This is a genomic window from Mesorhizobium sp. CA6, from assembly GCF_020165035.1.
Taxonomy (GTDB): domain Bacteria; phylum Pseudomonadota; class Alphaproteobacteria; order Rhizobiales; family Rhizobiaceae; genus Mesorhizobium.
The window spans coordinates 237240-248984 of the sequence record NZ_JAIUHI010000007.1; the positions used below are offsets into that span (position 1 = coordinate 237240).

At 64.8% G+C, this 11745-nt stretch carries 11 protein-coding genes; 5 read left to right on the forward strand and 6 right to left on the reverse strand.

Features of this window, described 5'->3' with window-relative positions:
• Positions 1-80 precede the first annotated feature (80 nt).
• The 3 genes from LB526_RS13225 to LB526_RS13235 all read right to left on the reverse strand — a co-directional run bounded on the left by LB526_RS13225 (position 81) and on the right by LB526_RS13235 (position 3484).
• Entirely contained in the window at positions 81-476 is a 396-nt protein-coding gene (locus tag LB526_RS13225; protein ID WP_140546140.1) for a DUF4345 family protein, read from the reverse strand.
• A 95-nt stretch (positions 477-571) separates the two neighbouring features.
• Positions 572-1267, reverse strand: coding sequence for an aspartate/glutamate racemase family protein (locus LB526_RS13230; RefSeq protein ID WP_224528291.1), 696 nt, complete (start codon positions 1265-1267; stop codon positions 572-574).
• A gap of 33 nt (positions 1268-1300) precedes the next feature.
• On the reverse strand, positions 1301-3484 hold the full coding sequence (locus LB526_RS13235) for a primosomal protein N' (RefSeq protein ID WP_224627962.1): 2184 nt from the start codon (positions 3482-3484) through the stop codon (positions 1301-1303).
• A 90-nt stretch (positions 3485-3574) separates the two neighbouring features.
• Here LB526_RS13235 and fsa point away from each other — a divergent pair, with 90 nt between their 5' ends.
• Complete coding sequence (fsa, locus tag LB526_RS13240) at positions 3575-4231, forward strand: fructose-6-phosphate aldolase (protein ID WP_224627963.1); 657 nt, start codon at positions 3575-3577, stop codon at positions 4229-4231.
• A 388-nt stretch (positions 4232-4619) separates the two neighbouring features.
• Here fsa and lptE read toward each other — a convergent pair whose 3' ends face one another.
• Together lptE and leuS are read right to left on the reverse strand one after the other, a co-directional pair.
• Positions 4620-5201, reverse strand: coding sequence for an LPS assembly lipoprotein LptE (lptE, locus tag LB526_RS13245; RefSeq protein ID WP_224627964.1), 582 nt, complete (start codon positions 5199-5201; stop codon positions 4620-4622).
• Complete coding sequence (leuS, locus tag LB526_RS13250) at positions 5188-7815, reverse strand: leucine--tRNA ligase (RefSeq protein WP_224528298.1); 2628 nt, start codon at positions 7813-7815, stop codon at positions 5188-5190. Before leuS ends, lptE begins: the two co-directional genes overlap by 14 nt.
• Positions 7816-8104: 289 nt before the next feature.
• Here leuS and LB526_RS13255 point away from each other — a divergent pair, with 289 nt between their 5' ends.
• The 4 genes from LB526_RS13255 (at position 8105) to LB526_RS13270 (ending at position 10687) form a co-directional block, all read left to right on the forward strand.
• Positions 8105-8767, forward strand: a complete 663-nt coding sequence (locus tag LB526_RS13255) for a YggS family pyridoxal phosphate-dependent enzyme (RefSeq protein WP_224528302.1) — start codon at positions 8105-8107, stop codon at positions 8765-8767.
• 86 nt (positions 8768-8853) lie between these two features.
• Entirely contained in the window at positions 8854-9108 is a 255-nt protein-coding gene (locus LB526_RS13260) for a type II toxin-antitoxin system Phd/YefM family antitoxin (RefSeq protein ID WP_095769739.1), read from the forward strand.
• Complete coding sequence (locus LB526_RS13265; protein WP_224528303.1) at positions 9108-9509, forward strand: type II toxin-antitoxin system VapC family toxin; 402 nt, start codon at positions 9108-9110, stop codon at positions 9507-9509. Before LB526_RS13260 ends, LB526_RS13265 begins: the two co-directional genes overlap by 1 nt.
• Before the next feature lie 128 nt (positions 9510-9637).
• Complete coding sequence (locus tag LB526_RS13270) at positions 9638-10687, forward strand: aldo/keto reductase (protein ID WP_224528306.1); 1050 nt, start codon at positions 9638-9640, stop codon at positions 10685-10687.
• Between the two features lie 58 nt (positions 10688-10745).
• Here the strand turns inward: LB526_RS13270 and LB526_RS13275 are convergent, their stop codons facing one another.
• Positions 10746-11651 (reverse strand): LysR family transcriptional regulator, encoded by a 906-nt coding sequence (locus tag LB526_RS13275; protein ID WP_224528308.1) that lies wholly within the window; start codon positions 11649-11651, stop codon positions 10746-10748.
• Positions 11652-11745: the final 94 nt, after the last annotated feature.

The following is an 11745-nucleotide window of genomic DNA, read 5'->3' on the forward strand; positions in this document are numbered from 1 at the left end:
AGACCGCAATGCATCGTCCGGCATGGTTTTCAGGCACTTTTGTCGCATCAGGCGGCTGGCGCCGATCCCAAGCGCCGGATTCACGGTACAAAGCCGAAGGCAAAGGCCAGCGGCAGCGCCGCCAGCGCCAATTCAACCACGATCGACACCCAGTTGAAAGGGGTGTTGGCGCCGTCCGACATCATCGACAGAAGCCGGCCGAAGGCGGTGAACAGCCAAGAGAAGCCCAGCGCCATGTAAAGCAGCGGCTGCGCCAGAAGAATGCAGCACAGGCTGACGCCGAGATAAAAGCCCGACATGCGGCCGCGTCCCTCGGCGATCGCCGCCGCTTTCTCGGGCCTCGGCTGCAGGCGCAGCGCGCGAAACGCAAGCCCGGGCGCCAGGAACAGGAATAGGCCGAGCGCCAAGGTCACGACGGCGCTCGACCAAGCCAGCCACTCACCCTGGCTGGCGGGCCACGGAAACGCGAAGTCCATAAAATCCCCCTCTTATTTCTTGTTCTGAAACAGCGGCATTCTAGCCAGGGAATGAAGGCGCGCCAGAGGACGGCGGGCACATTAGGTACAGCGCATCAGGCGAGCGCGAAATCGACCGCGGCCGCGGCATGGATGCGCGTCGTGTCGAAGACCGGAATGTCGAAATCGCCCTGGCCGATCAACATGGTGATCTCGGTGCATCCCATGATGACGCCGTCCACCCGGTCGGTGCGCCGCATCCGGCCGATCTCGTCGAGATAGGCGGATTTCGATTCGGACCGGACGATGCCCTGGCAGAGCTCGTCATAGATCACCCGATGCACCATGTCGCGGCCGCCCTGGTCGGGCACGATCGGCTGCAGCCCGTATTTCTCCGCGAGCCGTCCCTTGTAGAAATCCTGTTCCATGGTGAAGCGTGTCGCCAGCAGCGCCGGCCGCTTCACTCTGGCATCGAGGACAGCCTGCGCCGTGGCGTCGGCGATATGGATGAGCGGGATCGATATGGCCGCCTGCACCGTGTCGGCGAGCTTGTGCATGGTGTTGGTACAGATCACCAAGCCCTCGGCCCCGCCCGCCTCCAGCTTGCGCGCGGCTTCCACCAGAAGAGCGCCGGCGCCTTCCCAGTCGCCGGCATGCTGGCGTTCGGCGATCTCGGCGAAATCGAACGACCACAGCAACAGCTTGGCCGAATGCAGCCCGCCCAGCTGCTCGCGCACGATCTCGTTGAGCAGGCGGTAATAGATCGCCGTCGATTCCCAACTCATGCCGCCGATCAGGCCGAGGGTTTTCACAAGCGACCACTCCGTTGGGGCTGTCTCTCCCGGTTATAAGAAGCTCTGCGGGTCGATGTCGACCTGCACCCTGACCGAGCCGCGCAGCTTCGGTCCATTCGCCAACATGGCCCGAATAAAGCCTTGCATGTCGGCGCGGCGTTCGCCTTGCACCAACAGCCGGAAGCGGTGGCGGCCGCCGATCAGCGACAAGGGCGCCTCGGCCGGGCCGAGCACGAAGAGGTCGGTAGCCTGCGGCGCCGCGCGCCTTACCCCCCGCGCATGGCTTTCCGCCTCGCCGCGTGTCGCGGCGCTGACGATGATGCCGGCGAGCCGGCCGAAGGGCGGCAGCGCCGCCCGTTCGCGCTCGGCGATCTCGCGCTCGTAAAACGCTTCCGAATCGCCGGAGACGATTGCCCGCATCACCGGATGGTCCGGCTGGTAGGTCTGCAGGAGGCCGAGGCTCTTCTTGCCGGTGCGGCCGGCGCGCCCCGTCACCTGGCTGAGCAGTTGGAAGGTGCGCTCGGCGGCGCGCGGATCGCCATTGGCCAATCCCAGATCCGCATCGACCACGCCGACCAGCGTCATGCCGGGAAAATTATGACCCTTGGCGACCAGCTGCGTGCCAATGACGATATCGGCCTCGCCACTGGCGACGGCCTCGAGCTCGAGCCTGAGCCGGCGCACGCCGCCCAGAAGATCGGACGACAGCACGATGGTGCGGGCATCGGGAAAATGCCCGACCACTTCCTCGGCGATGCGCTCGACGCCTGGGCCGCATGCCACCAGATGGTCGAGCGTGCCGCATTCCGGACAGGCTTCGGGCCGCCGCTCATTGTGGCCGCAATGATGGCAGACGAGCTGGCCGCGAAAGCGATGCTCGACCAGCCAGGCCGAGCAGACCGGGCAGCCGAATCGATGGCCGCAGACGCGGCAGAGCGTCAGCGGCGCATAGCCGCGCCGGTTGAGGAAAAGCAGCGACTGCTCTTGTCTCTCCAGAGTGCGCTGCATCTGCTCCAGGAGGACAGGCGACAGGAAGCCGCCCCGCGCCGGCGGCGCGCGTCGCATATCGATCGGCTTCAGGTCGGGGAGCGCCGCCTCGGCAAAACGGGCCGACAGCACCGCGCGATGATAGCGGCCCTGGCTGGCGTTGACCCGGCTTTCAACCGAGGGCGTCGCCGAGGCGAGCACGACCGGGAAGCCGCCGATATGGCCGCGCACCACGGCCATGTCGCGCGCATTGTAGAAGACGCGGTCTTCCTGCTTGTAGGCGGGATCGTGCTCCTCGTCGACGACGATCAGGCCGAGTTCCTTGAACGGCAGGAACAGCGCCGAGCGCGCGCCGGCGACGACGCGCACGCCGCCCTCGGCCACCTGACGCCAGACGCGTTCGCGCATCCGCGGCGGCAGGTCGGAATGCCATTCCGCCGGCTTGGCGCCGAACCGGTCCTGGAAACGTTCCAGGAAGGCGTGCGTCAGCGCGATTTCCGGCAACAGGATCAGCACCTGTCTGCCCTTGTCGAGCGCCGCTGCCACCGCTTCGAAATAGACTTCCGTCTTGCCGGAGCCGGTGACGCCGTCGAGCAGCGTGACGTTGAAAGCGTCGGCGGCGACCGCGGCGCGCAGCTTGTCCGCCGCCGCTTTCTGGTCAGGCATCAATTCCGGCACGGCATAAGAAGGATCGGGCGCCGCCACCACCGGACGCGGCGGGATCATCACCGTCTCGAACACGCCCTGTGCCCGCAACCCGTCGATGACGGTCGAGGAGACGCCCGCGGCATGTGCCAGCCCCGAGCGCGTCCAGGCAAGCCCGCCTTCGGCCGTCTCGAGCACGCGCCGCCGCGCGTCGGTCATCCGGTCGGGCCCGGCCAGCGTGCGCTGCAGCCCTTCGATCCACGGCTCGGGGTCGAAAGCCTCGGGCGCGCGCAGCAGCATACGGGCCACCATGCCGGGGGCAGAGAGCGTGTATTGCGCGATCCAGTCGACGAAGCGGCGCATCGCCCTGTCGATCGGCGGGCAGTCGAACACCTCCTCGATCGGCCGCAATTTCTTCGTATCGACGGTTTCGACGGCGCGGTCCCAGACGATGCCCGCGACCTGGCGCGGCCCGAGCGGCACGCGCACGATCGAGCCCGGCACCACGCGCATGCCAGGCGGCACGGCATAGGTGTAGGGCCGCTCGGCCGGCATCGGCACCAGCACGGGCGCGGCTGCGACAAAGGGCGAATCTTCCATCATCAGGCGTGACCTTGCCCTGACTTTGGTCTAGATCAAAGGGGACCCTCGCATCTGCCTGGCTGGCGCCCGGCAATCCCCAAGGAGACCGCCATGAAATTTTTTGTCGACACCGCTGACATCAAGGAAATCAAGGAGCTCAACGATCTGGGGCTGCTCGACGGAGTCACCACCAACCCCTCGCTGATCCTGAAATCGGGTGGTAAGATTTCCGAAGTCACCAAGCAGATCTGCGACATCGTCGAAGGCCCGGTCTCGGCCGAGGTCGTGGCGACCGAATACAAGGACATGATGGCCGAGGCCGAGGTGTTGGCCAAGATCGCGCCGAACGTGGCCATCAAGGTGCCGCTGACGCTGGACGGCCTCAAGTCCTGCAAGACCATCCGCACCGAAATGAACCGCATGGTCAACGTGACGCTCTGCTTCTCGGCCAACCAGGCGTTGCTCGCCGCCAAGGCCGGCGCCTCCTTCATCTCGCCTTTCGTCGGCCGCATCGACGACACCGGCTCGGACGGCATGGAGCTGATCTCGGAAATCCGCACCATCTACGACAATTACGATTTCAAGACCGAGATCCTGACCGCCTCGGTGCGCACGGTGAACCACGTCAAGCAAGCCGCGCTGATCGGCGCCGATATCGTCACCGCGCCGCCGGCGACGCTGAAGGCGCTGGTCAATCACCCGCTGACCGACAAAGGCCTCGCCGCCTTTCTCGCCGACTGGGCCAAAACCGGCCAGAAGATCGGCTGAGGCCGGAGCAATTCCAGGAAAAGTGTGTAACGATTTTCCGTCCGGGAATTGCGCAAGGCAAAAAGCAACTGAGTAGGAAAGAAGGCCGGGCACCGGCCTTTTTTCGCGGCAAAGTGCCTATGCCTTGCCAGGTCACCTGCCTTGGCGATTGGCCGGAACGCCCATCGCGATCGTCATCCACGGGCGGAGCAAGGAGCGAAGCGACGCGCGCAGACCCGAGGATCCACTCCGTGACATACGAGCGTCGCAACGGTGCAGAATTCTGCTCCGCCGCACCTTCAGGCCGAGGTAACGGAATGGATCCTAGGGTCTGCGCGACGCCGCTTCGCGGCTGCTCCGCCCTAGGACGACGAAGTTCGGAAGGCTTCAGCCAATCTCCGGCGAGGAACTAGGCCTTTTTGCCGTGCCTGGCCAAATCCTGGGCGATGGAAAGCCGCAGCAGGTCGGCCAACTCACGCGCAGCGCGGTTCTCCGCATCGATCTGCGCACGATAGGCCGCGAATTCCTGGCGCGGCCGGTCGAAGGACGAGGGGATCGAGCGCTTGCCGACGGCAATCACCGTGTTGGTCGCGGTGTCCCTGAGCACGTAGTTGGCGGTCAGCGTGACCGTGCCCGCCGTCGGCTCGTCCTCCTGGGTCTGCACCTGCACGATGGCCGCTGATTCGACGAGCTCGGTGACGCCGAGATCGAGCGTGTAGGCCGGCGAGGCCGGCTCGCCCGAGCCCTGCCCGAAGGCGAAGATCAGATTGTTGCGCACCTGCTGCGCGTAGCGGGTGTTGACCGGCTTGATCGAGATCGAGCCGAGCTCGGCGGATGCGCTGAGGTGCGATCCGGGCGACAGCGGCTGGCTGGAATAGAGCGGCCGCACGGTGCAGGCCGAAACCAGCGCAAGCGCGGCGACCATGCCGCAGACCGCCAGGCGGCCGCGCAGGCGGACCGGTTGTGACTTCACCGGATCAGGCAACGACATTGACGATCCTCTGCGGGATGATGATCACCTTGCGCGGAGCCTTACCTTCCAGTGCTTTTTGCACGAAGTCGAGAGCCAGCACCGCTTTTTCGACGGCACCTTGATCCGCGTCGCGCGCAATTGTCAAATCCCCGCGCTTCTTGCCGTTGACCTGCACCGGCAGCACGATCTCGTTGTCGACCACCAGCGCCGGATCGTAGACCGGCCAAGGCCGCTCGGCGACCATCTCCGTGCCGCCCAGCGCCTGCCAGCATTCCTCCGCCAGATGCGGCATGACCGGGGCGATGATGTGCACCAGGATTTCCACCGCCTCGCGGCAGGCGCCCTTCAGCGCGGGGTCGGCCTTGCCCTCGGCAACGTCGTTGAGCGGTGCAGCCAGCACATTGGCGAGCTCATAGATGCGGGCGATCGCGCGATTGAAGCCGAGCTTCTCGATGTCCTCGCCAACCGCTTTCAGGATCTTGTGCGCGGCCTTGGAAATCACGCCCGCCTCGCCATCTTTCGCCGCCGCGGGCTTGATGCCGGGCAGAGATTCGGCCGCTATCTGCACCAGGCGCCAGATGCGCTGCACGAAGCGGTGCGCGCCGGCCGCACCCTCGTCGGTCCATTCGACGTCGCGCTCCGGCGGCGAGTCCGACAGCATGAACCAGCGTGCCGTGTCGGCGCCGTAGCCGTCGGTGATCTCTTCCGGGCTCACCGTGTTCTTCTTGGACTTCGACATCTTCTCCAGCGCGCCGATCGTCGCCTCCTCGCCGGTGGCGATCTCGACGGCGCGGCGCTTGCCGCCGACGTCCTCGATCCTGACCTCGCCCGGCGACAGCCAGCGTCCGTTGTTGGACGGGCCGCCGACGCGGTAGGTCTCGTGCACCACCATGCCCTGCGTGAACAGCCCCTTGAACGGCTCTGCCAGATTGAGGTGACCGGTCTCGCGCATGGCGCGGGTGAAGAAGCGCGAATAGAGCAGATGCAGGATCGCGTGCTCGATGCCGCCGATATACTGGTCTACCGCCAGCCATTCGTCGGCCGCTTTCGGCTCGGTCGGTTCGTTTGCCCAGGGCGCGGTGAAGCGCGCGAAATACCAGGACGAATCGACGAAGGTGTCCATCGTGTCGGTCTCGCGCCGCGCATCGCGGCCGCATTGCGGGCATTTCACATGCCGCCAGGTCGGATGACGGTCGAGCGGGTTGCCCGGGCGGTCGAACTCGATGTCGTCGGGCAGCTTGACCGGCAGGTCGGCCTTCGGCACCGGCACGACGCCGCAGGCCTCGCAATGGATCATCGGGATCGGGCAGCCCCAATAGCGCTGGCGCGAAATGCCCCAGTCGCGCAGGCGGAAATTCACCTTGCGCTCCGCCATCGGCCGGCCGCCGATGCTTTTCTGCTCCAGGAGCTTCGCCACTTCATCGAAAGCCCTCTCGGGCTTCATGCCGTCTAAGAAGCGCGAATTGATCATCACGCCGTCGCCGTCATAGGCCTCCTCGATGATCTGGAAGCTCCCTTGGGTTTCGCCTTCCGGCATCACCACCGGAATCACGGGCAGGCCGTATTTGTTGGCGAAGTCGAGGTCGCGCTGGTCGCCCGACGGGCAGCCGAAAATGGCGCCGGTGCCGTATTCCATCAGCACGAAATTGGCGACATAGACCGGCAGCGTCCAATTCTCGTCGAACGGGTGGACGACGCGGATGCCGGTGTCGAAGCCCTTCTTTTCGGCCGTCTCGAGCGCCGCCACCGAGGTGCCCATGTGGCGGACCTCGTCGATGAACTTCGCCAGCTCGACATTGCTCTCGGCGGCTTTTCTCGCCAGCGGATGGTCGGCGGCGACCGCCATGAAGGAGGCGCCGAAGATGGTGTCCGGCCTTGTCGTGTAGACTTCCAGCTCATGCATATCGCCGACGGGCTTTGCCAGCGGCCAGCGGATCAGCAGCCCTTCCGAGCGGCCGATCCAGTTGTGCTGCATCAGCTTGACCTTTTCCGGCCACTCTTCGAGTCCGTTGAGCGAGTCCAGCAGATCTTGTGCGAAGTCGGTGATCTTGAAGAACCACTGCGTCAGCTCGCGCTGCTCGACCAGCGCGCCCGAGCGCCAGCCGCGGCCGTCGATGACCTGCTCGTTGGCGAGCACCGTCATGTCCTCCGGGTCCCAGTTGACCTTGGAGGATTTGCGCGTCACCAGCCCCTTCTCGACGAAGTCGAGGAACAGCATCTGCTGGCGGTGGTAATAGTCGACGTCGCAGGTCGCGAACTCGCGCGCCCAGTCGAGCGACAGGCCCATCATCTTGAGCTGCTCGCGCATGACCGCGATGTTTTCGTAGGTCCAGTCCTTGGGGTGGACCTTATTCTGCATGGCGGCGTTTTCGGCCGGCATGCCGAACGCGTCCCAGCCCATCGGATGCAGCACGTTGAAACCCTTGGCGCGTTTGTAGCGCGCCACCACGTCGCCCATCGTGTAGTTGCGGGTGTGGCCGATATGGATCTTGCCCGATGGATAGGGGAACATCTCGAGCACGTAGTATTTCGGCTTCGGATCGTCGTTGCGGGCCTCGAACAGCTTCTTTTCGGCCCAGGCCTTCTGCCATTTGGGCTCTGACGTGCGCGGATTGTATCGTTCGGTTGCCATCGGATGTTTTTCACTTAAAAAGCAGGTGCGCGGTGCTGGATTAAGGCGTGTCGATATTCAGGTCAGGCCGAGCCGAAAATGGCGGGTTCCGAGAACCGGAGCGAAGCGTACTTAAGTACGTGAGCACCGGAAGCGCAGGAAACCGGCATTTGCAGGCCGGCATCACCTGAATATCGACACGCCTGGGCCGGCAGCCGAGACAATGTCGTCGCGGTGTTCACCATGGATTGCCGGACCCGTCAACTGCGGCGAGCCGGCCGACCATGAAAACTATAGGCAGGATAGTGGCATGACGAACGCCGTAGAGCAGCTTCACGCGGTCAGGGCGAAGATCGCGAACGCCGAGCGCGAGGCGAAGCGAGCGCCCGGCGCCGTCACGCTTGTGGCGGTGTCGAAGACCTTCGCGGCCGAGGACATCCGCCCCGTCATCGAGGCAGGCCAGCGCGTGTTCGGCGAGAACCGCGTGCAGGAAGCGCAAGGCAAATGGCCGGCGCTGAAGGCGGCATTCGCTGATATCGAGCTGCACCTGATTGGCCCGCTGCAATCCAACAAGGTCAAGGAAGCGGTGGCGCTTTTCGATATCATCGAGACGGTCGACCGTGAGAAGATCGCCGCCGAGCTTTCAAAAGAAATGGCGCGGCAGGGCCGGGCGCCGAAACTCTATGTCCAGGTCAACACCGGCTCCGAGCCGCAAAAGGCCGGCATCGAGCCGCGCGAGGCGGTCGCTTTCGTCAAACGCTGCCGCGACATGCACGGTCTCGCCATCCAAGGCCTGATGTGCATCCCGCCGGCCGATGAAAACCCCGGCCCGCATTTCGCGCTGCTGGAAAAGCTCGCCCGCGAGGCCGGTGTCGCGAAGCTCTCGATGGGCATGTCCGGCGATTACGAGACCGCCATCGCCTTCGGCGCGACCAGCGTCAGGGTCGGGTCGGCAATCTTCGGCAACCGGTGACGCCGTCACCCGCTATCTTTCCGTGGGGTTGATTGATGATCCGCTGCCGCCACGCTATATCTAGCCAAGCTAGCTAGGAGCTGCGGATGAACTGGCATCTTCAGGACGCGAAGAACAATTTTTCAAAAGTGGTCCAGCGCGCGCGAACAGAAGGGCCGCAGACCGTGACGCTTCGCGGCGAACGGGCTGCGGTCGTGCTGTCCGCCGAGGACTACGACCGCTTGGCCGGGAAGAAGAAATCGCTCGCTGAATATCTTCTGACCGGCCCCGGCTGGGACGATGAGTTTCATAAGGAAATCACCCGCCGCTCGGATACGATGATCCGGGACGTCGACCTCTGATGTATCTGCTCGATACGAACGTTGTTTCAGACGCGCAGAGGCGACTGCCGAAACCAACCGCCTGGCTGGCTTCGGTTGATCCGACCTCGATCAGTCTCAGTGTGATCACCATTGGTGAGATCGAACGTGGGACCGTCAAGCAGCGCAAGACCGACCCCGACAGGGCAGCGCGGCTTGACGTCTGGCTGCGGGAACTGCGCCGAGACAATGCGGACCGCATCCTGGCGATCACGGAAGAGGTCGCCCTCGCGTGGGGCCGTACCACGGCCGGACGTACGCGAGGGAACGCCGACACCCTCATTGCGGCAACCGCCCTCGTGCACGACCTGATCCTGGTCACTCGAAACGTGGCCGACTTCGAAGGCATGGGCGTGACGGTCGTCAATCCTTGGGAAGTCTGACGTTTCAAGATCCGCTGATTGGCAACTTCACATCAAGTTGACCACCGCGCTTGCGCCAGAACTTGAAACGAAACGGACCGTTCCTATTTGCTTGGTGCATATTCACTCCTTTCTCGGGGAATCTCACCATGCGTTATAATCAGCTCGGCAACACCGGCCTGTTCGTTTCCGAACTCTGCCTCGGCACCATGACATTCGGCGCCGCCGGCGAGAATGCCCAATGGGGCCTGATCGCCAGTCTCGACCAGAAGGGCGTCAACGAGATCGTCGGCCGCTCGATCGCCGCCGGCGTCAATTTCTTCGACACGGCGGATGTCTATTCCTTCGGCCAGTCCGAGCAGTTGCTGGGACAGTCGCTCAAGGACCTCGGCGTGAAACGTTCGGATGTTATCATCGCCACCAAAGTGCATGGGGCCATGGGCAACGGGCCGAACGAGCGCGGCTCCTCGCGCGGTCACATCATGGATTCGGTCGACGGCAGCCTTAAGCGGCTGCAGCTCGACCATATTGATCTATACCAGCTGCACGGCACCGACACGGTCACGCCGATCGACGAGACGTTGCGCGCGCTCGACGACCTCGTCGCCAGCGGCAAGGTCCGTTACGTCGGCGTCTCCAACTGGCAGGCCTGGCGTATCGCCAAGGCGCTGGGCATCGCGGAGCGCAAAGGTTATGCCCGCTTCGAGACTATCCAATCCTACTACTCGATCGCCGGCCGCGATCTCGAGCGCGAGATCGTGCCGCTGATCAACGAGGAAAAGCTTGGCCTGATGGTCTGGTCGCCGATGGCCGGCGGGCTGCTTTCCGGCAAATACGGCCCCGGCGCGCCCGGCAATGGCGAAGGCCGCCGCGCTTCCTTCAACTTCCCGCCGGTCAATGAGGACCGCGCCTGGGCGGCGGTTGCGGTCATGCGCGAGGTCGCCGGAAAGCACGATGTCAGCGTCGCCACGGTGGCGCTGGGCTATGTGCTGGCCAAACCTTTTGTGATGAGCGTCCTCATCGGCGCCAGTCGCATGGACCAGCTCGAGCAGAACCTCGCCGCGACCGGCTTGAAGCTCGACGCCGACGACCTCGCCAGGCTCGACGAGGTGAGCGCGCTGCCTGCCGAGTATCCCGGCTGGATGCTGGAGCGGCAAGGCGCCGGCCGGCGTCCCGCGCCGTTCGTGCCGAAGGCGTAATTCCGCTCGGGCAGACAGGTCGGAGCCGCGTGCCATTGGCGCGCGGCTCTTTCCTCATTCAGAGACGAACGCTTTCCGCGAGAAAATCGAGGAACGCTCGGACGCGGGCCGGCAGATGCTTGCCCTGACCGACATAGACGGCATGCGTCGGCTCCTCGTCGCCGGGATTGAACTCTTCCAGCAACGGCACGAGCAGCCCAGCGGCGATATCGGGTTCAACATGCCAGCGCGCCAGCCGGGCTATGCCGGCCCCTGCCAGCGTCGTTCGCCGCATCGCTTCGCCGTCGGTCAGCGACATGTTTCCGACAATCGGCATGATGATCGATTTGCCTGTCGCATCGACAAACGGCCAGCCCTCTATGTGCCTGGCGAAGCCGAAGGCCAGCATGTTGTGGCGAGCGAGGTCGGACAATGCGCGTGGCCTGCCGCGCGCTGCAAGATACGCAGGCGACGCGACCAGGACCATCCGGCTCTGGCCGAGCTTGCGCGCAACCAGGCGTGACTCGCGCAGCGGCCCGGCGCGGATGGCGACATCGGCGCGCTCTTCCAGAAGGTCGATGACACTGTCGGTCAGCACGGCTTCGACGAAAATCTCGGGATAATTTTCCAGGAAGCGCGGCAAGAGCGGCATCAGCCGGTGCTGGCCGAACGGCACATAGGAGTTGACCCTCAGCCTGCCGCGCGGCGCCGCGCCCGCCGCCGCTTCGCGCTCGGCCGCGTCGAGATCGGCGAGGATGCGCAGGCCGCTGCCATGGAAGGCAGCCCCTTCCGGCGTCAGCTGCAGCTTGCGCGTCGAGCGGCTGATCAGCCGCGCGCCAAGCCGCGCCTCCAGCCGCGCGATCAGCTTGCTCACGGCCGACGGCGTCATGCGCAGCGCCCGCGCCGCGGCCGAGAAGCTGCCCGCCTCGACGACGCGGACGAACACTTCGACCTCGCCGGAGCGGTTGATGTCCGGTCTCGCCATTCGTGAATCTATTTCACAGAAAATATGCCCGATGCAAGGCTGGTTCACAGCTTGGCGGATCACGATCTTGCGTGTCGGGGCGCGGGCCTGAGCG